Origin of the sequence: Heyndrickxia sp. MSNUG (genome assembly GCF_049532715.1) — a bacterium.
Taxonomy (GTDB): domain Bacteria; phylum Bacillota; class Bacilli; order Bacillales; family Cytobacillaceae; genus Mesobacillus.
The window spans coordinates 1187162-1208182 of record NZ_CP150978.1; the positions used below are offsets into that span (position 1 = coordinate 1187162).

Annotated in this window: 19 protein-coding genes and 1 riboswitch; of the genes, 14 read left to right on the plus strand and 5 right to left on the minus strand. The window is 40.5% G+C overall.

Features of this window, described 5'->3' with window-relative positions; genetic code table 11:
- Positions 1–31 precede the first annotated feature (31 nt).
- The 3 genes from AABM38_RS05865 (at position 32) to AABM38_RS05875 (ending at position 2953) form a co-directional block, all read left to right on the plus strand.
- The gene (locus AABM38_RS05865) at positions 32–754 is read left to right on the plus strand and encodes an SDR family oxidoreductase (RefSeq protein ID WP_423409553.1); all 723 of its coding nucleotides are present in this window, start codon (positions 32–34) and stop codon (positions 752–754) included.
- Between the two features lie 381 nt (positions 755–1135).
- Positions 1136–2251: a GAF domain-containing sensor histidine kinase gene (locus AABM38_RS05870; RefSeq protein WP_423409554.1), complete on the plus strand. Its 1116-nt coding sequence runs from the start codon at positions 1136–1138 to the stop codon at positions 2249–2251.
- Between the two features lie 42 nt (positions 2252–2293).
- Positions 2294–2953, plus strand: a complete 660-nt coding sequence (locus AABM38_RS05875) for a response regulator (protein WP_423409555.1) — start codon at positions 2294–2296, stop codon at positions 2951–2953.
- Between the two features lie 108 nt (positions 2954–3061).
- Here AABM38_RS05875 and AABM38_RS05880 read toward each other — a convergent pair whose 3' ends face one another.
- Complete coding sequence (locus tag AABM38_RS05880) at positions 3062–3316, minus strand: YhdB family protein (protein WP_207499067.1); 255 nt, start codon at positions 3314–3316, stop codon at positions 3062–3064.
- Positions 3317–3543: 227 nt separating this feature from the next.
- Here AABM38_RS05880 and AABM38_RS05885 point away from each other — a divergent pair, with 227 nt between their 5' ends.
- The 3 genes from AABM38_RS05885 to AABM38_RS05895 all read left to right on the plus strand — a co-directional run bounded on the left by AABM38_RS05885 (position 3544) and on the right by AABM38_RS05895 (position 6592).
- Positions 3544–3867 (plus strand): DUF3889 domain-containing protein, encoded by a 324-nt coding sequence (locus AABM38_RS05885; protein WP_423409556.1) that lies wholly within the window; start codon positions 3544–3546, stop codon positions 3865–3867.
- A gap of 79 nt (positions 3868–3946) precedes the next feature.
- Entirely contained in the window at positions 3947–5356 is a 1410-nt protein-coding gene (locus AABM38_RS05890) for a SpoVR family protein (RefSeq protein ID WP_423409557.1), read from the plus strand.
- Between the two features lie 300 nt (positions 5357–5656).
- The gene (locus tag AABM38_RS05895) at positions 5657–6592 is read left to right on the plus strand and encodes a cation diffusion facilitator family transporter (protein ID WP_423409558.1); all 936 of its coding nucleotides are present in this window, start codon (positions 5657–5659) and stop codon (positions 6590–6592) included.
- 19 nt (positions 6593–6611) lie between these two features.
- Here the strand turns inward: AABM38_RS05895 and AABM38_RS05900 are convergent, their stop codons facing one another.
- Positions 6612–6875 carry a metalloregulator ArsR/SmtB family transcription factor gene (locus AABM38_RS05900; RefSeq protein ID WP_335378723.1) on the minus strand — a complete coding sequence of 88 codons (264 nt, stop codon included), beginning with the start codon at positions 6873–6875 and terminating at the stop codon, positions 6612–6614.
- Between the two features lie 387 nt (positions 6876–7262).
- Here AABM38_RS05900 and AABM38_RS05905 point away from each other — a divergent pair, with 387 nt between their 5' ends.
- Positions 7263–7631: a YidH family protein gene (locus AABM38_RS05905; protein WP_423409559.1), complete on the plus strand. Its 369-nt coding sequence runs from the start codon at positions 7263–7265 to the stop codon at positions 7629–7631.
- A 184-nt stretch (positions 7632–7815) separates the two neighbouring features.
- Here the strand turns inward: AABM38_RS05905 and AABM38_RS05910 are convergent, their stop codons facing one another.
- Complete coding sequence (locus AABM38_RS05910; RefSeq protein WP_423409560.1) at positions 7816–8526, minus strand: DUF3939 domain-containing protein; 711 nt, start codon at positions 8524–8526, stop codon at positions 7816–7818.
- A 383-nt stretch (positions 8527–8909) separates the two neighbouring features.
- Between AABM38_RS05910 and AABM38_RS05915 the strand changes: the two genes are divergently transcribed.
- The 5 genes from AABM38_RS05915 (at position 8910) to AABM38_RS05935 (ending at position 15773) form a co-directional block, all read left to right on the plus strand.
- A complete protein-coding gene (locus tag AABM38_RS05915) occupies positions 8910–11276 on the plus strand; it encodes an EAL domain-containing protein (protein ID WP_423409561.1) in 2367 nt (788 codons plus the stop codon).
- 45 nt (positions 11277–11321) lie between these two features.
- Positions 11322–11417, plus strand: a riboswitch (guanidine-I (ykkC/yxkD leader).
- A 47-nt stretch (positions 11418–11464) separates the two neighbouring features.
- A complete protein-coding gene (sugE, locus tag AABM38_RS05920; protein WP_423409562.1) occupies positions 11465–11788 on the plus strand; it encodes a quaternary ammonium compound efflux SMR transporter SugE in 324 nt (107 codons plus the stop codon).
- A gap of 270 nt (positions 11789–12058) precedes the next feature.
- Positions 12059–12424: a hypothetical protein gene (locus tag AABM38_RS05925; RefSeq protein ID WP_423409563.1), complete on the plus strand. Its 366-nt coding sequence runs from the start codon at positions 12059–12061 to the stop codon at positions 12422–12424.
- A 409-nt stretch (positions 12425–12833) separates the two neighbouring features.
- The gene (locus AABM38_RS05930; protein ID WP_423409564.1) at positions 12834–14630 is read left to right on the plus strand and encodes a TIGR04190 family B12-binding domain/radical SAM domain protein; all 1797 of its coding nucleotides are present in this window, start codon (positions 12834–12836) and stop codon (positions 14628–14630) included.
- Positions 14631–14810: 180 nt separating this feature from the next.
- On the plus strand, positions 14811–15773 hold the full coding sequence (locus AABM38_RS05935) for a cation diffusion facilitator family transporter (protein ID WP_423409565.1): 963 nt from the start codon (positions 14811–14813) through the stop codon (positions 15771–15773).
- A gap of 201 nt (positions 15774–15974) precedes the next feature.
- On the opposite strand, the gene AABM38_RS05940 is transcribed toward AABM38_RS05935, so the two are convergent.
- Positions 15975–17324 (minus strand): hemolysin family protein, encoded by a 1350-nt coding sequence (locus AABM38_RS05940; RefSeq protein WP_423409566.1) that lies wholly within the window; start codon positions 17322–17324, stop codon positions 15975–15977.
- A gap of 501 nt (positions 17325–17825) precedes the next feature.
- Here AABM38_RS05940 and AABM38_RS05945 point away from each other — a divergent pair.
- Positions 17826–18893: an ATP-binding protein gene (locus AABM38_RS05945; protein ID WP_423409567.1), complete on the plus strand. Its 1068-nt coding sequence runs from the start codon at positions 17826–17828 to the stop codon at positions 18891–18893.
- A 34-nt stretch (positions 18894–18927) separates the two neighbouring features.
- On the opposite strand, the gene AABM38_RS05950 is transcribed toward AABM38_RS05945, so the two are convergent.
- A complete protein-coding gene (locus AABM38_RS05950; RefSeq protein WP_423409568.1) occupies positions 18928–19491 on the minus strand; it encodes a GNAT family N-acetyltransferase in 564 nt (187 codons plus the stop codon).
- Between the two features lie 115 nt (positions 19492–19606).
- Between AABM38_RS05950 and AABM38_RS05955 the strand changes: the two genes are divergently transcribed.
- Positions 19607–20881 carry a dicarboxylate/amino acid:cation symporter gene (locus AABM38_RS05955; protein ID WP_423409569.1) on the plus strand — a complete coding sequence of 425 codons (1275 nt, stop codon included), beginning with the start codon at positions 19607–19609 and terminating at the stop codon, positions 20879–20881.
- Positions 20882–21021 lie beyond the last annotated feature (140 nt).

The window sequence follows — 21021 nt, forward strand, 5'->3', positions numbered from 1 at the left end:
GGGTTTCTGCAGATAGAAAGGAAGTAGTAAAATGTTAAAAGATCAGGTAGCAATCGTAACAGGAGCATCAAGAGGGATTGGAAAAGAGATAGCCATCAAATTGGCTGAGCAGGGAGTAAAACTTGCTCTTGCTGGCAGCTCTGAAGATATTATCCAAACAGCTGAGGAATTGAAGCAGAAGGGCTTTCATGACGTAATCGCAGTGCAGACGGATGTCAGCGAAGAACAGCAGGTTCAGAACCTGGCAGAAAAAACGCTTCAAAAGTTTGGCCAGATTGACATTCTTGTAAATAATGCGGGCATCGGCTTTTTCAAAATGGCTGAAGAGGTGGAAGTCGAAGAATGGAAGAAGCTCTTTGAAGTGAATGTACAGGGGGTATTCCTTGGTGCGAAAGCGGTATTGCCGCATATGAAGGAACGTAAATCAGGTACGATCATTACAATTTCTTCAGATGTCGGCCGATATACAATCCCGAACGGAAGTGCCTACACTGCAACTAAATATGCGGTACAGGGCTTCAGCGGTTCGCTTGCCCAGGAAGTGAGAGAGTACGGAATCCGCGTCGGGACAATTAACCCGGGCATGGTTGATACGTATTTTGCCAACTCTGAACAAGGGCTTCCTGAAAAGCATGACTGGCTAAAAGTAGAGGATATCGCTAACGCTGTAGTGTATATGGCATCGGCCCCTAAACACATGCTGATTGATGAAATTGTTATTCATCCGCTAGTCCAGAAATATCCGATTGCTTAATATAAATTGAGGTCCGAAGAGATTTTTTCTCTTCGGATTTTTTTTTAAGCTCAAAGCGAGTAACTGGGGCGAAAATCAACAGACAAGAGTAATACAGCCAAAAATAAAATATCATTAACTAATTATTCTCTATAAAATTAGCTCTGTTAAAGCTGAAATGTTGTTTTTAAACCCTGTTGATTGTAGTGGAAGGAGCGAAGCGACGAGGAGGCTCAGCGCCAGCCCCGCGGAAAGCGAAGCTCCTGGAACGAAAATCAACAGCCTTGTTTAACAAAGCCATAAAAAAAGCTGATTACTACTTTTGGCTGAGGAGATTTCAGACTTTTTTCGAAAGCGTAATTTTTCCAAAAAAGATATAATGGAAAAAATGGGGGGATCTTGATGGTTGAAAGGAAGAATTCTGAAATCAGTATTTTGAAGGAAATTGCTGAATTACTGAATGAGGGAACTGAAATCAATCGAGTTTTAACAGAGGTTTTAGCAAAGCTTTTACATATTACAGGGCTTGAAACAGGTTGGATTTTTCTGATAGATGAACAAGGCAGCTACCAGCTGGCTGCGAAGGCTGAACTTCCACCAGCCCTTTCATTGAACAAATATGAACCGATGTGCCATGGCGGCTGCTGGTGTGTGGATCGATATAATGACGGCCGTTTGAATAAAGCCACGAACATATTTGAATGCAAGAGGATAGAGGATGCAATTATCAATAATAGTGGTGAGACGAATGGACTGACACATCATGCAACGGTACCTTTAAGAGCAGGAGATGAAAAGTTTGGGGTCCTCAATGTAGGTTCGCCAAATAAGACTCATTTTAAAGTCGAGGAGCTTGCATTGCTCGAGGCAATCGCGTTCCAAATTGGTACCGCAATTAAAAGAATAAAGCTGACTCAGCAAGAACATGATTTGGCTCTGGCAGCTGAACGAAACCGGCTGGCGAGGGATCTCCATGACTCAGTTAATCAGCTGTTGTTTTCGCTTAGTCTGACAGCGAGGGCCGGAGCTGAAATGTCGGACACTGATCAAGTGAAGGAAACATTTGCTTATATTCAGGATTTAGCCCAGGAAGCTCAAGGTGAAATGAGGGCGCTTATTTGGCAGCTTCGTCCACGGGGGCTAGAAAATGGAATCATTTGCGCGCTCGCTGGTTATTCAGAAATGCTTGGGCTTCCCCTTGAAACCGAAGTCTCGGGCGTATCGAGCCTGCCCGGAAAAGTGGAGGAAACACTATGGAGAATTGGCCAGGAGGCTCTTGCGAATTGCAAGAAGCATGCACAGGCGGAAAAAGTAGAGCTTAAATTAGAAATCAAAAACGAGCTGGTGACAATGACTATAAATGACGATGGCTGTGGTTTCAACTTTAATCCGAACAAAGAAATTCCTTCCCTCGGCTTAAAAAGCATGAAGACAAGAGCAGCAGCATTGGGCGGGAAACTCGAGCTTTTAAGCAAGATGGATGAAGGTACGTCTATCATCGTTACCATTCCAGTATAAAGTTTTATTATCTTAAATATAGAAATAAAGGAGGAACGGAGTATGGCAATTAGAGTTCTGACCGCAGATGACCATCATGTTGTCCGACGGGGATTAGTCTTTTTCCTAAAGACTCAGGAAATGATAGAGGTCGTGGGTGAGGCCGCAAATGGAAAGGAAGCAGTCGAGCTTGCGCGAAAATTGAATCCTGATCTAATTCTGATGGATTTGGTCATGCCAGAAATGGATGGCATCCAGGCGACGAAAATGATTAAATCAGAATTACCGGAGATAAAAATCATGATGCTGACTAGCTTTTCCGACCAGGAGCATGTCATTCCAGCTGTGGAAGCTGGGGCGTCAGGCTATCAATTAAAGGATATTCAGCCTGACGAACTCGTTTCGTCCATCAAGAGAATCATGAATGGGGAGGACCAGCTTCATCCAAAAGCCACATCCCTTGTAATGAAACATTTATCAAGCAATAACAGGCAGGAAAGAAAACCGTTAGATAATCTTACTAAGCGTGAGCTGGAGGTGCTAAAGGAAATTGCCAGCGGAAAAAGCAATAAAGAAATTGCCTCTTCCTTGTTCATTACCGAGAAAACAGTGAAAACACATGTATCCAATGTTCTGGCAAAGCTTGGACTTGCCGACCGCACTCAGGCTGCATTATATGCAGTAAGAAACCAGTTGGTCGATCATCAGCCACCTTCAGCCTGAATTCGAATTCATGGAATGGAAAGTTTTACAGTCAAAAGGGTCGAATAAAACAAAGCAAACACGGCACCTTAATATAGGTGACCGTGTTTTTTTGGTGGAATTCTCATTTTAAATCAAGCCGTTAACAGCGGTTTCCAGGAAGTCATCGCCGGCGGCTTCATTTGCGTGGTCGATGTATCTAAGCAGAGAATACAGGCGTTTTTCAATGACAGAATAGTCTTTTTCAAAATTGTAAGCGTGGAGAAAATGTTCGATCTTTTTGGCCAGGAATTGGTCCTCTGTCCTGACCATCAGGATAAGCAAGTTATCCCATTGTGATCTATGCGTGTAATATAAGGCGCGATCATAATCCGATTTAGTCATATCCGTTCCTCCTTGTAAGGAGTTGATAATATTATATGGAGTTAAAGCGGGAACTTGCTCAGAAAATGTTGGTCGTCCCTGTTTACAGGGTTTTTCAAGTTTTACCTGTATAAACTAATCCCTTTTAGCAGCGGTATAAACAGGGTATTTTTTCCTCTGGCCTTTCTGTACATATTCAACTTGCTACTGATGGAAAATAAAATATCCCATGAAAAGGAGCATGTTTAATGAAAAAATATCTCGCACCTATGTTTGCCACACTGGTTATTCTGCTAAGCATGAATAATCTTGATGTCAGTGCCCAAAGACCTGATTACGAAAAATACGGACGAATTGCCACTGCTGTCATCAAAGAGGACTTTCCTGGTGAAGAAGTCCGGGATTATCAATATATGGGCAGGAAACAATTGAGTGATGGCCAAGTTGTCGATTCCTTTCAATTCAAAGTAACGGCCGATGGCCAGCCTTTAATTGCCACTGTACAAATCACACATGATTTGAAAAACAAAAGGCTGCTGAACCTTACCGTGACCGAACAAGCACAGCAGTAAAGTTTTTGCAAACCCGATAACCCGTTCATCTTTCTCCCTTTTTGCTCATACATTGTGGTAAGAAGTGAAAGGGGGAGAGATGGTGTCAGAAGATCAAAAGTCATTGGAATATGCCATTTCTGAGATAACCGAAATCGCCAAGGGATTCGGTCTTGATTTTTATCCGATGCGATATGAAATATGTCCTGCAGAAATCATCTATACATTTGGTGCATATGGTATGCCTACAAGATTTTCGCATTGGAGCTTTGGAAAACAATTTCATAAAATGAAACTTCACTATGACCTCGGGCTATCGAAGATCTATGAACTTGTCATCAATTCAAATCCTTGTTATGCCTTTTTACTTGATTCTAATTCCTTGATTCAAAACAAGCTCATTGTTGCGCATGTTTTGGCGCATTGCGATTTTTTCAAAAATAATGTCCGATTCCAAAATACGAAGCGTGATATGGTTGAAAGTATGGCTGCTACTGCTGACCGGATTAGAAGGTATGAAATCGAGCATGGGAAGCAAGCTGTAGAATCCTTCCTGGACGCGGTGCTTGCCATTGAGGAGCACATCGACCCATCATTGATGAGGCCTAAGCTCTCATGGTCTGCTGAGGATGAATCAGAGGATGATCCTTCACCGCCCGCGACACCGTATGATGATTTATGGGGACTTGAAACAAAGAAGTCCAATGAAAAAGAGGCTCCAAAGAAAAAGAAGTTTCCACCGCGTCCCGAAAAGGATTTATTATTATTTATTGAAAGCTACAGCCCCTATTTGGCTGATTGGCAGCGTGACATCTTAACAATGATGCGTGAAGAAATGCTGTACTTTTGGCCGCAGCTTGAAACGAAAATCATGAATGAAGGCTGGGCTTCGTTCTGGCATCAAAGAATTCTCAGGGAAATGGATTTGACGAGCGGTGAAGCGATTGAATTCGCCAAGCTGAATGCAGGTGTTGTCCAGCCTTCGAAGACAGGGATTAATCCTTATTACCTTGGGATAAAAATATTCGAGGACATTGAGGAACGCTACAATAATCCTACAGAAGAAATGAAACGGCACGGAGTAAAACCTGGTTCAGGCCGTGAAAAAATGTTTGAGGTCAGAGAGATTGAGTCGGATATCTCCTTTTTGCGCAACTATCTGACAAAAGATCTGGTCATGCGGGAAGATATGTATCTTTTCCAAAAACAAGGAAGGGAATACAAAGTAGTCGACAAAGCATGGGAGCAGGTTCGTGACCAGCTCGTCAGCATGAGAGTAAATGGAGGGTTTCCTTATTTGTCCGTTACCGACGGCGACTACCTGAAAAATGGGGAGCTTTATATCCAGCACGGCTATGAGGGTATTGAACTGGATATTAAATACCTGGAAAAGGTGCTTCCATATATACACCAGTTATGGGGCCGTAAATGCCACATTGAAACGATTGTCGAGGGAAGGGCGATGCTGTACACATATGATGGCAAAGGCATCCACCGAAAATATTTATAGATACAATCAAACCGCTGATTTCAGCGGTTTTTTATTATGGCTCCATAATGAAGGAATCGTTTAACCTGCTTACAGAAATATTTTTATATTTCTTAGTGTAAAACCAATACTAAAAAGGTATTTATAACAACAGGTGAAGAAGTTTATAATATGGTGCTTCTGCCGTCATTAAAGACGCTAGGGATCAATTGGTAATCAAATTTGAAGCATTAAAAATAAGTTGAACCTTTTTTAGCATTGAGTCATAATTATATATATGAGCATATATTCATATAAAGGTAGAGAGAGAGGCGATTATTTATGGGGCATCATCATTCACATGGCAACAGTAATGGCCATAGTCACGGCCACAGCCACAGCCATACTAACAATAAAAAAGCACTATTCTGGTCTTTCCTGTTAATTGCTTCATTTATGGTTGTTGAGGTCATCGGTGGGTTTTTGACGAACAGCCTTGCGCTGCTTTCGGATGCAGGCCACATGCTGAGTGATGCGGCAGCCTTAGGTTTAAGTTTATTCGCGATGAAGCTCGGCGAACGGAAAGCGACACATTCGAAGACATTCGGCTATAAAAGATTTGAGATCATTGCTGCTGCTTTAAACGGACTGACTTTGATTTTGATCTCCATCTATATTTTTTATGAAGCCTATCATCGGCTCCTGAATCCTCCAGAGGTACAAAGCATGGGCATGCTGACGATTTCGGTCATTGGCCTCATTGTTAATATCATCGCTGCATGGATTCTGATGCGCGGTGACAAGGATGAAAATTTAAACGTAAGAAGTGCGTTCCTACATGTGCTTGGTGATATGCTAGGTTCTGTTGGAGCCATTACAGCCGCTTTACTCATCTATTTCTTCGGCTGGGGGCTGGCTGATCCAATCGCAAGTATCGCCGTGGCAGTTCTAATTATCATAAGCGGGTGGAGGGTAACAAAAGAGTCTTTCCACGTCCTGATGGAGGGCACACCTGCACAAATCAAGGTAAACGATGTAAAGGATGCGCTGATGAAAATCCCGAACGTAGCAGATGTTCATGATATCCATGTCTGGTCGATTACTTCAGGTGTAGCCATGCTAAGCGGCCACATCGCCGTTGCAGGGGAAGGGCTTCATGATCGAGTCCTTCATCAAGCACAGGAACTGCTGCACGACGACTTTGGCATCGAACACAGCACATTACAGGTTGAAGGGGAAGAGAACGGCTGTCCATGCGCGCATGAACCATGCAATTAATAGAAATAATGCCAGCCAATCAATGATGGCTGGCATGTTCTATGCTTTTTTTTAACAGTTCGATTACATGCTCGTCGTCATGTGTATAAAATAGGGTCGTTCCTTCTCTCCTGAATTTGACCAGCCTAAGGTTTTTTAAGAAACGAAGCTGATGGGAAACAGTTGACTGCAGCAGAGAGAGCTTTTCTGCAATTTCATTCACTGAATGCTCACCATGGAATAGAAGGTGTAAAATTCTAAGGCGGGTAGGGTCGGAGAGTGCTTTGAAAGTTTGGGAAACCATAAATAATGTTTCTTCATCAAGTTCATATACAGGAAATTCTTTTTTCTCATTTTCCAACAGAATCAGCCTCCTCTCTTCATTATAGCGTATCACTCAACATAAAAAATCACAGCCTGATCACTCTGCCGTGATTTTTTAGGTTGAGTTTTTTTATTGTAAAGCGTACAGTCCAACGGCTCATTTGTTTGCTGGTAAAGGATAAACCATGATTCTCTCATCTCAGCATTCAATTGACTAAAAAATTACCAAGAGGATGGAAAATAAAACAGGTAGTAAGTGAATGGGAGATGAGCACCCTAGAAGTAAAATATAAACCTATCGTGGTAAACTGGATGTTGGGAAGATTAAGGATCTGAAAATAAAGAGAAAACAATGGGAGTGAAGAGCTTGGAAGAAGAAAAATCTCTTGAGTCAAAATACATCCAGCAGCACCTGGCGAATGAACGGACATATCTTGCTTGGGTCAGGACTTCCATTGCCATTATAGGAATCGGATTTCTGGCATCGAGCCTGCATTTTAACAATATACGTATAGTCAGCGAGATTGCTGATACTATAGCAGTGTTTGTCAGCGTCTTTTCTTTGATAGCTGGTATAATCATCTTGATTTTTGCGACAATCCATTATTTTGCAGTGAGAAAGAACATCAACAGTCAAACATTCGCTTCAGCCAATAAACTTATAAAGGTCTCAACAACAATCATCTTCCTGATTTTTATGTTGCTTGGCTTTTATCTAATCAGCATAATGTTCTAAATAAGGCAATTCATAAAAAGTTGCTTTCCACTACTAAAAGCAAAAATCGGATTCTGTATTTTTAGGGTTTTCCAAAAGTAAATCTTTCGGAAACACCTTGGATTTCAAGGTATGGTTACTCATCAAACAATAATCAGCAAATTGCAGCAAAAAAAAGCGAATTCAAATTAGAAGAATCGCTGTATCAATTTCCCGTGCTATTCTTCTTAGGCTTTATATGGGTTACCAGCCCGTCGTATTTAGTTATATAAAGTTCAAGATCAGGCTGTGTGTCAAGACAGTGTGCTTGAAGCAGCTGGTAATAGTTGACCCTGTTTAATGGATCATATGGAAGCATGGGAAATTGTTTATTTTCTTTTACATATAGGTCGACAGCTTTTTGTACATGATCGATTGTAATCGCGATTTCTTTTTCGTTTTCCTCAAAAATGTCATATGTTTCCTTCGACATGTAAAACTTCCGCGCTGGGATTCCTTTCATGATTGTTGCAAGCTGTTCAAAATCAATACTGTGATCGTCTTTTACCAGGATTGTCCGATACACACCTTGTGGCAATTGATCTGAAAAGACACGAACGGCCTTTCGTACATCTTCAGCCGTAACTTCAATAACTGGCCAAACTTTGCCATCCTCATTGTAAGCATCTTTTAAATTGCGATTCCTTGAAAAGACATTCTTATACAGAAAAACTCCTGAAGCACCTCCTAATACACCCATAACAGTAAATATAGGATAATACCCGAAACCCCAGTCTAATGACATTCCAATCATATAGCCGCAAAAACATGAACTGAGAAAAGCGATCCACAACTTGAAATGGGCGTTTGGCATTTTCATAAATGAACTCTTAAAGGAAGGCCGTTTCGGGGTTTTGTTGTGATCCAGTTTCATCATGATTCCTCCTCCCATATGATTTAGGATGCCTTTCTTTAAAGAATGGATTTGTTAAATCAGTACATGCAGGAAAGCCGAAATAACCTGTTCAAATCCCTTAATATTGCATAGATACTGTCGATAAAATAAGTGTGGCTATAGCATCTGGAGTAAGGTAGCAGAGTGGCAAGCATGCAGTGATTTAAATTTCTTATTCCCTGCTTCTATTATAATAAATTCAGGATAATTCTGGAATGATAAGTGGTTATGAAATTCAATTCATATTCACTGTTTTAGTACGATATTCTGGAAAAATATTCATGGATTAAGCCGATTTTTACTGCTACTACTGTATAATGATTATAAATAGACCAGAAAAATTTCTTAAAGAAACGAGGGGCAGGATGGATATTCCCCGCATATACATATTCGATTTTAATAACGTCGCCTTGACTGTTGTCTTTTCAATAATCACTAGCATTATCGCTGTTGAATTCAGCAGGCAAGTCAAAAGGCAAACAGATAGAAAAAGACGAAATATGGTCTTTTATTCGTTACTGCTGGCACTGACATTTTGGCTAACTCATTTATTCGTGATTATTTCTGCTGGCGTGCCTTTTTCTACAAGTAATTTTTATTTGTACTTTATTTTATTCTTTGGCATATGCGGTCTCGGATCATATGCTGCCCTGAATTTGGCACAAAGGGATATTGCGAACACTTCACAATATATTTTCACCAGTTTGTTAATAGGGACAAGTATCATAGTTGCAGATTACGGGGCTTTCTCGATTATTTTTAAGCATTCGATTGATGTTCAACCTATGCTGCTTGCTTTTTCGTATTTGTTCATTTTAGTAACGGCTTTTTCGTTACTCAGGTTTTTAATGCAAATCACAAATGAGGATATATATGAGTTTGTGAGAAAGTATAAATATACTGGCTGTGTGTTTGGAGGAATGGCACTGGCTGGTATTCCATATATTTTGCTGACTTCCATTGTTGCTGCACCAGAGGGGACGGGAAAATACGCATTTATAGCTCCTTTTATTTTTATGGCGGCAGCGAACTTGCTATTTATGCTCGTTCCAGATGTATTTGGAGAAAGGCTGATCATGAAAAATGTCCAGTCACATTTATCATTGTTCAACCACAATCCCGATGCGGTTTTTAGGGTTGACCTAAAAGGCAATATTCTTAATGTCAATAAAGAAGCAACTGACCTGACAGGATATTCCGCCAGTGAGCTGGCCGGGGTTCATTTTATCCAGTTGATTGACCGTAGTGAAGAAGAGATGAAGATTAAACAATATTTTATGAAGGTCCTGAGTGGAGAAACGAAAGTGATTGAAACATCACTTAAGAGAGGGGACCTTACGTCTGCAAATGTGAGAATTACAGCCGTAAGAATAATTGTAAAGGATAAGGTCGTTGGCGTTTTCGGGATCGTCAGAGATATAACGGAAAAGAATAGGGCAGACAAGCTGATCGAATATCTTGCATACCATGATGAACTCACCAATTTGCCCAACAGGCGCAATTTGGAAAAGGTAATGTCAGGGCTATTTATTAAGGGTGACAACTTTTCGTTAATTTATCTTGATTTTGACCGTTTTAAAAGAATTAATGATACATTCGGGCATTCTTTTGGAGATAAAATTTTAATGCAAATTGGAAAGAAGCTTACGGAAGTGATACCTGAAAACTGTTTGATCGCAAGGATTGGCGGAGATGAATTTGCAGTCCTGGCTCCTGGACCTTGTAAACCAGAGGAGATTGCCTCAAAGATTGTAAAAGCATTTCAGTCACCGATTTTTGCGGAAGGAATAGAGTTTCTTATTACAGCAAGCATTGGAATCTCAAATTTTCCTGATGACGCCAATGAGCTTGATTTGATCTTGAAATATGCCGATATGGCGATGTATAAAGCGAAGGAAAACGGCTCAAATCATTTTCAGTTTTTCGATAAGAGCATGATTGACCAAAGTTTGAATAAATTTGAACTTGAAAATGACTTGCGGAATGCAATCAATAATAATGTACTGACCGTTTTCTACCAGCCCAAATATAACGCGTCGACAAATGAAATTACCGGTGCGGAAGCGCTGGCAAGGTGGAAGCATCACCACCATGGAATGATTCCTCCAGGCGTTTTCATACCGATTGCTGAAGAGGCCAATTTAATTGTTCCTCTCGAGAGGCTGATTATCCGGAAAGTGTTCGAACAGCTGGTAAAGTGGGGAGAAGTTGGGTATGAAGTGCCCAGGACTTCAATCAATATCTCAATTATTCATTTTTATCAAGAAGATTTTGTTACATTCATGGAGCAAGCCCTCAAGGAGTTTAACCTCAAGGGAGATATGATCGAAATTGAAGTAACTGAAAGCATCATGATTAAAAAAGAGGACAGCATTAATGCCCAGCTCCAGGCTCTAAGGCGGATTGGCATCGAAGTAAGTATTGATGACTTCGGCACAGGTTACAGTTCATTAAGTTATTTAAGTAAACTCTCTGTTGACCGCTTGAAAATTGACCAAAGCTTTATTTCCGATTCACAGGAGAACCGGGAGATTATCTCGACAATCGTCTCTATGGCGAATAATCTGAAGCTGAAGGTGATTGCAGAGGGAGTCGAAACCAAATCGCAGATTGATTTGCTGAAGTCGCTTGGCTGCCTTGAGGTTCAGGGATATTTCTATTCACCTCCGCTGCCGTCAACAGAATATGAAACAATGATGAATAAGTCCCCCCAGCTTCATGTAATTGATTAAGCAGGCTTTGACTGTGTGTTTTGATTATGTTACCATACAAATTATGAAAAAGTCCTCTAGGGTTCCGCAGCTTGCTGGCCTGGTCCGAGAGAGGGCGCACAGGAATACCTGTGTACACGGAGGGATAAAAACCCGGGAGATATCCTCAGATATCTCCCGGGTTTTTTCATTGAAAAGGAGAGTTGTAAATGGCTTGGGTGTTTTTAATCATCGCAGGTGTTTTTGAGGTCGTTTGGGCAATCGGTTTAAAATATACAGAGGGATTCACAAAGGTGCTCCCATCGGTCATTACCTTGCTCGGAATGGCTATTAGCTTTTATTTTTTGTCGATGGCTGTTAAAACGCTGCCCATCGGTACTGCATATGCTATTTGGACAGGAATTGGCGCTGCCGGAGCAGTCATTCTTGGAATTGTCCTGTTTGGGGAACCAAAAGGCCTGTTAAGACTTATGTTTGTAGCCTTCATTTTAATAGGAATCATCGGGCTAAAAGCAACATCCGGAAGCAACTAGTCACTTCTGATTCTTATTGCAAACAAGAAGGAAAGACCTCTAAAGACACTGAAGAGGCTTATGGCTTTACGTTTACCAGGGTGCTGGAGCATACTTTCGGTTATTCCTTGATAAGAATGCTGAAAAGTTATTGATGAAGATCGATCTACAATGACGTTCATTTATGTCTAAAATTCAAACAACGCCCTTGATTGTTCCCAGTTTTGTAACATATCGATGTGTCTTATGGTGATAAAATGTTCTTAAGTCAGTATAAAGGGGGCATGAACGATGACAGCGGAAGGGAATATTTCTGAGATCTTTAATCTCTTAAAGGATATTGGACATTCAATTGATTCATTGAATAAAAGAGCTGAAAAAATTGAAAAAAGACTTGAGCGGCTTGAAAAAGTGGATAGCATTGAACATCGTGTCACATCGAACCAGATTGATATCACAGACATAAAAGATGCGCTTGAGCGTATGGAAGAAATGCAATCCGCAAAGATAGAAAATGCATTGCAAGAACTATTGGCAAAGGCCGAAGTGAAGAATAACGCAGAATTCAGCACAATCCATAAGCGTCTCGACTCTCATCTGCTTAAGTTAGGCAGGGTGGAGGAAGAAATGTTAATGGTACAACAAGAGAAATGCTAAATGATTGCAGCATTTAAATGCATGCGTGGGAGAAAAGTTAAAATAAAGAAGCAGCAACCAAGGTGGAATAAAGTCTTCCTAAGGAAAAAGACTTCTTTAAAAGATAATATTATGAGGAATATTTTAAAGGGACTGCTAAATTGGGCAGTCTCTTTGTTTTTTCAATCCATTGAAACTAGAAATACAATTCCCCATAAATAAAATACACAACACAAAATATTCATAAATGGTCTAAACCTTTATTTATATATATTTCAAGGTTCAGTTAGGAGATCACGGTCAGTCGTTCACAAAATAGTTGTCTTTGTTCGATTGGGACGAATCCCTTTAGCGTTATGATTAGGGTGTAATCCTCCAGTACCTTTTTAGGCAGTTTAATAGAGTATCCAATCTACCCGAGGTGATTCAATTGAAGTACGACTTAGTATTGCTTCATGCCCCTAGTGTTTTTGATTTTCGGAAGAATACTCTGCTGGCTGGCCCAATCAGCGACGTTGTCCCATCATCACCAGTTTTTGAAATGTATCCTATTGGGTTGACAAGCATTGCAGAGTATCTTGAACGGCATGGCATGCGGGTAAAAATTATTAATATCGCAAACCGGATGCTGATGGATGGGAATTTTGATGTGGAAAAGAAGCTGAAAAAACTCAGGACAAGGGCTACTGGCATCGATTTGCACTGGCTGCCCCATGCCCATGGAAGTATCGAATTAGCGAAAATAGTTAAAAAGCTGCATCCGGATACCCCGGTGATTTTGGGAGGGCTTTCCGCAACTTATTACCATAAAGAGCTGATTGAATATCCTTTTATTGATTTTATAATGAGAGGAGATTCAACAGAGAAATTAATGCTCCTTCTGATAAACAGCCTGAAAAAGGGCACTCCCCAGCTTGGAGGCATCCCAAACCTAACCTGGAAGAAGGATGGAAAGCCCACATATAATTCTTTAAGCCATGTGCCTGACAGTTTGGATGAATTTGATATACCAGGTTACCGATACACAATTAAATCGGTATTTAAATATAAAAACTTTCTTGATCCACTTCCATATAAAGGCTGGCTTCAATATCCAAATACAGCGATCTTGACAGCAAAGGGCTGTACCCAGGGATGCCTGATTTGCGGAGGCTCCAAACAATCGTACAAGGATAATTGCAATCGGAAAGTTCTTGCTAAACGGTCACCGGAGAAGCTTGTAGAAGATATTCTTTTCATCCAGCGCTTTAGCAGGGCACCTATTTTTATCCTGCATGATATCCGCCAGAACGGTAAGGACTATGTCGACGAGTTCTTTGAACGGTTAGGAAAAATCAAACTTAAGAATGAATTGGTATTTGAGTTATTCCAATATGCGAATGAGGAATTCTTCGAGAAGATAGAGAAGGTTATCCCTAAATACAGCATAGAACTCACGTTAGAAACACATGATGAAAAAATCCGCCGCTACAATGGCAAATTTAATTGTACGAATGCCAAGGTTATTGAAACACTGCAGTCAGCTTTAAAGCATAGCTGCAAAAAAATAGATATCTTTTTCATGGTCGGCATTCCCCATCAGGATTACCAAAATGCGCTCAGTAATGTTGATTTTTGTGAGAAGATTCACATCGCGTGCGGACAGGATTTAAGGCTTTCTTACTTTGTCGCACCTCTAGCACCCTTCCTTGATCCGGCAAGCCCGGCATTCGAAAATCCCGAAAAATATGGATACAAGAAATTTTGCCACAGTATTGAAGATCATCGAAAAGCAATAACCCAGCCATCCTGGAAATACATGCTCAGCTTTGAAACTGATTATATGAGCAGAAATGACATCGTCAACTCAACTTATGAGTCAGCCAAAAAACTGAATGCTTTTAAGCTGAAGTATGGACTGGTTGATCAAAAGACATATGATGAAGTCCACGAGAAAATCCTCAAGTCACTTGAATATATAAAAAAAATCGATGAGATAATCATTCTTCCGGAGAGCGAAAAGGAACAGCAGCTCGCATTGCTGAGCAAAGAGATGGAAGAGGTAAATAAATACAGCATTTGCGGCAAGCATGAATTAAAGTGGGAAGTCAAGAAACACTATGCAAATATATTCTCGCTTACATCCATCGGAATCGAGCTATTGATTGATGACATTTTTCTAAATATAAAGCAGCGCTTTAATGCATACAGCAAGTGGATGACAGAAGCAAGTAAAAACAGGACATGAGAAAAAAGTATAGCTTGCTCATATTTCAAAAGATACCCCATTGAAACTCCCCAATGGGTATTTGTTTTGTGAAAGTTCTTTTGATTGTATAAATTAAATGTTTAAAGATACCTGTAATGTGAAAAATGTAAAAGAACATTTAACTAGTATATAAAGAAATCAAAAAAAGCAGGTGAATGAATGGCTTCAGTGGTCGAATTTTTTAAGAGAGGCAATAAATCATCCGGGATTGCGGCACTAGGAAATACATTTCTTGCAGTAGTGAAAGGAATAGCGGCAGGTGTTAGCGGGAGTGGAACGATGCTTGCTACGACTCTGCATTCAGTCGCAGACGCATTGAACCAATTCTTTGTTTTTATTGGAAGCTCTATTTCTGAAAAAGAGGCAACAAAACGTTTCCCAATGGGATTTGGAAGAGTCGTGAACTTATTTGTGCTCATTGCCGTAATCATCATTTCAATAATGGCATACGAGACCATTCTCAAAGGTTGGGAGCTGATTCAGCACCCGAAAGCCTCAACCAGCCTCTGGCTTAATGTTGCGATAATGGGATTGGCGGTACTTGTGGATGGATCCATTCTGTTAAAGGCAATGAAGGAAATTGCACATGAAACGCGGACAGAAGGAAACGGAACCGGGCTGATCGCTAATGCTTTTAAGAATGTCAATCGCGCAGCACCTCCGACCAGGCTGGTATTTTACGAAGATTTGATTGCTACGTTTGGAGCGCTGCTGGCTCTAGCATCAATCGTACTGGCAGACGTTACAGGCTATTATTTTCTCGATGGACTAGGGACACTGTTGATTGGGCTATTGCTGGTAGGCATTGCTTTAAAGATTGGGTATGAGAATACAATCGGCCTTATAGGTGTAGCTGCCCCAAAAGATCTGGAAGACAGAATCGCAAAAACCATCCTTTCAGATAGAGATGTAGTCGATATCAACAAATTAAGGATTATCCAGGAAGGCAGACAATATCACGTCGAAAGCTATCTAGAGCTTCGTAAAGGTCTTACCCTTGCAGATGCAGATGATATTAAATTCAGGGTCAGGGATAAGGTCCTGGCCGATCCGGATGTGGATGATGTCGTGATGGGTATTATCGAAGCAGATGATGTCCAAACCTGGAAGCTTGAGAATTAGGAACTAATACAAAAACCCGGCAGATATATTCTGCCGGGTTTTCGTTAACAGATAAGAAAGTATAAAATGCACTTCGAGAAATGTCCAGCTCCAGCGCCTAGCCCCTCGAGTCGCTTCGGTCCGCCCAATGAAGTCAAAGAACGACTTCACCGGTCGGACCTCCAACGCTTGTCGGGGCTGAACAAGGCGCTTGCGCTTTTCTTATGATAACACTTCTGTCTGATTCAATAAAAAGTTTTCGGCTGGTTTTTCAGATTCCTGCTGCTTGGTTACTTCGATATATTTAATATGATGCTCTTCCATCTCTATGATTTTAAAAAAGTAAGAGCTATAGCTGACAATGTCACCCTGTTTCACTTCATAGTTCTCGGTAAGCATCCAGCCGCCGATCGTATCAACATCTTCATCGTTAATATCAAGGCCAAGGAGGTCATTAACCTCGCCCACTAGGACTTTGGCATCTATGAGATAATGGCTTTCCTTGATCATACGGACCATCGGAATCTCATCCATATCGAACTCGTCGCGGATTTCACCGACGATTTCTTCTAGAATATCCTCAACTGTGACAAGTCCGGAAGTACCACCATACTCATCCATTAAGATGGCCATATGAATTCGTTCCTTCTGCATTTTGACAAGCAAATCATGGATTGGAATGCTGTCAATAACCCTGATGATCGGACGAATATATGAATCTAGCGTTTTCTTGCTACGGCCTTCTTCATCAATCAAGTCCGTCATTACTTCTTTTATATTGACTAACCCAACGATGTGGTCCTTGTCACCATCAATGATTGGATAGCGTGTGAATTTTTCTTCCTTTACAACCTGAAGGAAAGTCTCCAATGTGTCTTCTTTAGACAGAGAGATAATTTCGGTACGTGGTACCATGATTTCTTTGGCGATCCGGTTGTCGAATTCGAAGATTTTGTTTACATACTTAAACTCTGACTGGTTGATTTCACCACTTTTTAAGCTTTCAGAAAGGATGATGCGAAGTTCCTCTTCAGAATGTGCCAATTCATGCTCGGAAGCAGGCTTTAATCCAACAAGGCCTGTAGCCAGTCGTGCCGATCCGTTCAATGCCCAGATGAAAGGGTACATTATTTTATAGAACAAGATCAGTGGACGAGCTGTATTAAGTGAAACCCACTCTGCTTTTTGAATCGCCAGCGTCTTCGGTGCCAATTCTCCGACTACCACATGAAGAAATGTGATAATGGCAAATGATATTCCTACTGCCAAAACGTGGCTGAATGATTCTGGAATATCCAGGCTGCGAAACACTGGGCGAAGCATTGAAGCAATTGTCGGTTCACCAAGCCAGCCTATTCCTAGAGCTGTAACTGTAATTCCAAGCTGGCAAGCGGATAAATACTCATCCAGATTTGAAATTACCTTTTTTGCAGCTATGGCCTTTTTGTTGCCTTCTTCTATTAATTGATCAATTCTGGAACTTCTCACTTTAACAATCGCAAATTCTGATACGACGAAAAATGCCGTTAAAGCAATTAAAATGGCTATCATAACCAAGTTAAATATGTCCAAATAAATTCCCTTAACCCGCAAATTTACGGGTAAGGAGTCACCTCCTGATAATCTGAAAATTAAGCCTGTAAAACAAGCTCCATTTATTAATGTCATGACTAAATTGTTCAAGAATTAAACGACCCATTCCGTGCGGCTGCTACAGCCAGGGCCTTGATCCTGTTATACTGTTGCTTCCGCGCTCTTGGCTGTTATTTTCTTGATACGATAGATTGCCCCATCATACCACCTCAGCTTTTTAAATTTAAAATTAATTATACCATATTGAGTAGAGGTAAAGGTGAAAATTAATACGTTTGATAATAATGTATGAAACTTTCACATAAAGTATGAAGTTTACGGTTAATTATATTGGAAAATTCAGATTTTTACAAACCAGACAAGTAAAGGCTTTTGCAGAAAATTTCCCAATGGTAAAAATATCCTAATTAACAGGAATTTAACATTTAGTATTTGTAACTTATAAAAATATTCAGTAAAATCTAAGAAAGGAGGCTGTCTATGAGTATTCTTGTATCAAGTTTGGAAAATAAATTGAATACACTTGTAAAACCTAATGAAAATATTTGGGTCGAACCAGCAATGGATTTTATTTGCAAGCGTTCACCTGAGGGTCTTATTAAGTATGTTTCTCCTTCTGTTGCAACCATGCTTGGATACGATCCTTCCGAATTAATCGGCAGACTATATACCTTATTTGTCCATGCGGATGATTACAAAAGAATATCGAACGTCGACATGCCTGAAGGTGAGGGTATTTGCTGCCTTACGTATCGCATAAAGAGGAAAGACGGAGTGTATATCTGGGTGAATTCACAAATTTCTGTAATCAGGCACCCGGAAACCAATCAACCTTTCGAATTAATTTCTGTAACAAGTGATGTTTCTGCAAAAATTAAAGCGGAACATTTTATTCTTGAATATGAAAAATTGAATGTAGTTGGTCAGCTCGCTGCCGGCATCGCACATGAAATAAAAAATCCTTTAACAAGCTTGAAGGGTTTTATCCAGCTTATGAAGGCTGAGTCTAAAATGAACCATAACTATTTAGCAATAATGGAAGATGAAATTAAAAGGATCGAGGCAGTTTCAAAAGAATTAATGATGATGGCTAAACCTCATAACTCCGATTTTAGTTCATTTGATGTAAATTGCCTGGCTGATCATGCAATCACCTTGCTAATGGCTGAAGCAGCGAAAAAATGCGTTGAGATTACAAAACGCTCAAATCTTAGTGATGCTTTGCTTCTTTGTGATGGGAACAAAATGAAACAGGTATTTATAAATTTACTGATGAACGCAATTGATGCAATGGATACACCTGGTGAGATTATCGTTGAATTAACAAAAGTGGAGGATACAATTCTTATATCAATAATGGACCAAGGGAAGGGCATCCCGCCTGAACACTTGGACAAGCTCGGCAAACCATTTTTCACTACAAAAGAAAATGGAAACGGACTTGGATTGATGATCTGCTATAAAATCGTAGAAGAACATGGTGGGAAAATTACAGTAGATTCCAATTGCAATGGAACAACTTTCATTCTGCATCTGCCTGTGACTTAAGATTACCTGAAAGTGAGTATCCGTTTAACTGGCGTCACCGGATTAATCTGCCCAATTTCTGCTGCCACTCTCTTGATAAAAGTCCGTATACAATCAGATCATGGTACCTCCCTTTGAGGAACTCGCCATCACGGATAATACCCTCCTTTTTAAACCCGAATTTTTCGGGGATTGCCTGGCTTTTAAAATTGTTTCTTCCGCACCGTACCTCTATCCGGTTAAGGCCGAGCTTAAAAAAGGCATAGCTTATGACTGCTTGAATACCCCTTGCTATGATACCCTTTCCCTGCATTTTTTCTATCAGATAATACCCAATGCTTGCCTGTGAATTGAACCAGTCCACACCTTGCAGGCTAATGCACCCTGCGAGAACACCTCTGTATCTAATGGCTAAATGAAACCCTTGCTTCTGTTGAAATTGTTTTTGCCACTTATCGATAGCCAAATGAAATTGTTCTACAGCAAGCATATTGTCTACCCAGGGAAGCCAAGTCCGTAAATAATCCCGGTTAGATTCCACCAGCCAAAATAGCTCGTCAGCATGATAACTCTGAAGGAGGTGTAACTCAATCTCCCTGTCTACTTTTATAGATAACATATTAATAGCCTCCTTTTGGTACAATTATCCATTTTATCCCGGGGTGTTTAAACTCTGATTCCTGAGGGAATAAAACCTTACATTGTTTTTTACACTTTTTTCTGGGAGGAAGAATATGAAGCTAACAACAAAGATATTAATCGGTCTTGGACTGGGTGCTCTGACCGGATTAATTCTCAACATCTTTTCACCAGAGCTGTTCTCAGTTTTGGATAAATTTTTATTTACGCCGCTAGGCAAGATTTTCATAAATTTAATCAGCATGCTTGTTGTGCCGATTGTCTTATTCTCAATCATTTTGGGAACAGCTGGGTTAGGGGATCCTAAAAAACTTGGCAGGATTGGTTTGAAAACAGTATCTTACTTCCTTGTCACAACTGCGATTGCGATTGTGATTGGAATTTCCTTGTCTTACCTTATTAAACCTGGCTTGATGGGTGAGTTTGATACAAGTGGAGCAGAATTTAAGGCTGAAAAGGCCCCATCTGTCAGCGACACCTTCTTAAATCTTATTCCGACAAATCCGTTTGAAGCCTTAACTTCAGGAAATATGCTTCAAGTTATCGTCTTTGCTTTATTCATTGGATTAGCTTTAACAGCGCTTGGCAATAAAACGAAAGGGATCTTAAATCTTGTGGAGCAAGGTAATGAGATCATGATGTATTTAGTAGGGCTGGTCATGAAATTTGCTCCTTATGGAACATTTGGCTTAATTGCAACCGCAATTGGCAGCCAGGGAGTCGATGCTATTAAAGCGATGGGCGTATATATGCTTGTAGTAGTCCTTGCACTAATCATTCATGCTCTATTAACTTATGGATCAAGTGTATATTTCCTTGCGGGTAAAAACCCTTTCTGGTTCTTCAAAGGTTTCTCTCCAGCGATGGGTGTAGCTTTCAGTACTTCAAGCAGTAATGCTACGCTTCCAGTATCTATGGAAACAGCTCAGAAGAATCTTCGTGTTCCCGAATCAGTCAGCAGCTTCGTCCAGCCGCTAGGTGCGACGATCAATATGGATGGTACGGCAATCATGCAGGGGGTTGCAACAATTTTTATTGCACAGGTATATGGGGTTGACCTATCACTTGCAGAACTTGCAACAGTTGTTATAACGGCAGTCCTTGCAAGTATTGGAACAGCAGGTGTTCCAGGAGTAGGGTTGATCATGCTTGCGATGGTTCTGCAGTCTGTCGGATTGCCTGTTGAGGGTATTGGATTGATTCTCGGAATTGACCGCCTGCTTGATATGGCACGTACAGCTGTCAACATTACAGGTGACGCAGCATGCGCAGTCATTGTGGCTGAATCTGAAAAGAAACATGCAGTTAAGAGTGAGAAACTTAGAGTGAAAAGTATGAATGAAAAACGGTCATTAGAGTATACAGAATAACATTGAAAGCCCGTCACTTCTATATGAAGGACGGGCTTTTTGAATGGCTGTGTTTATTGCTTTGGATGACTGTTGGAACTCAGTAGTGTAAATCAATATTAGAACGTACAAGCCTGAGATTTGAATTTTAGTATTGGACT

Coding starts and splice junctions, on each gene's coding strand:
- AABM38_RS05885 (WP_423409556.1), top strand. CDS start 3,544: ATGAAAAAATATCTCGCACCTATGTTTGCCACACTGGTTATTCTGCTA.
- AABM38_RS05945 (WP_423409567.1), top strand. CDS start 17,826: ATGAGTATTCTTGTATCAAGTTTGGAAAATAAATTGAATACACTTGTA.
- AABM38_RS05915 (WP_423409561.1), top strand. CDS start 8,910: ATGGATATTCCCCGCATATACATATTCGATTTTAATAACGTCGCCTTG.
- AABM38_RS05890 (WP_423409557.1), top strand. CDS start 3,947: ATGGTGTCAGAAGATCAAAAGTCATTGGAATATGCCATTTCTGAGATA.
- AABM38_RS05910 (WP_423409560.1), bottom strand. CDS start 8,526: ATGATGAAACTGGATCACAACAAAACCCCGAAACGGCCTTCCTTTAAG.
- AABM38_RS05935 (WP_423409565.1), top strand. CDS start 14,811: ATGGCTTCAGTGGTCGAATTTTTTAAGAGAGGCAATAAATCATCCGGG.
- AABM38_RS05870 (WP_423409554.1), top strand. CDS start 1,136: ATGGTTGAAAGGAAGAATTCTGAAATCAGTATTTTGAAGGAAATTGCT.
- AABM38_RS05895 (WP_423409558.1), top strand. CDS start 5,657: ATGGGGCATCATCATTCACATGGCAACAGTAATGGCCATAGTCACGGC.
- AABM38_RS05865 (WP_423409553.1), top strand. CDS start 32: ATGTTAAAAGATCAGGTAGCAATCGTAACAGGAGCATCAAGAGGGATT.
- AABM38_RS05950 (WP_423409568.1), bottom strand. CDS start 19,491: ATGTTATCTATAAAAGTAGACAGGGAGATTGAGTTACACCTCCTTCAG.
- AABM38_RS05955 (WP_423409569.1), top strand. CDS start 19,607: ATGAAGCTAACAACAAAGATATTAATCGGTCTTGGACTGGGTGCTCTG.
- AABM38_RS05900 (WP_335378723.1), bottom strand. CDS start 6,875: ATGGTTTCCCAAACTTTCAAAGCACTCTCCGACCCTACCCGCCTTAGA.
- sugE (WP_423409562.1), top strand. CDS start 11,465: ATGGCTTGGGTGTTTTTAATCATCGCAGGTGTTTTTGAGGTCGTTTGG.
- AABM38_RS05925 (WP_423409563.1), top strand. CDS start 12,059: ATGACAGCGGAAGGGAATATTTCTGAGATCTTTAATCTCTTAAAGGAT.
- AABM38_RS05880 (WP_207499067.1), bottom strand. CDS start 3,316: ATGACTAAATCGGATTATGATCGCGCCTTATATTACACGCATAGATCA.
- AABM38_RS05875 (WP_423409555.1), top strand. CDS start 2,294: ATGGCAATTAGAGTTCTGACCGCAGATGACCATCATGTTGTCCGACGG.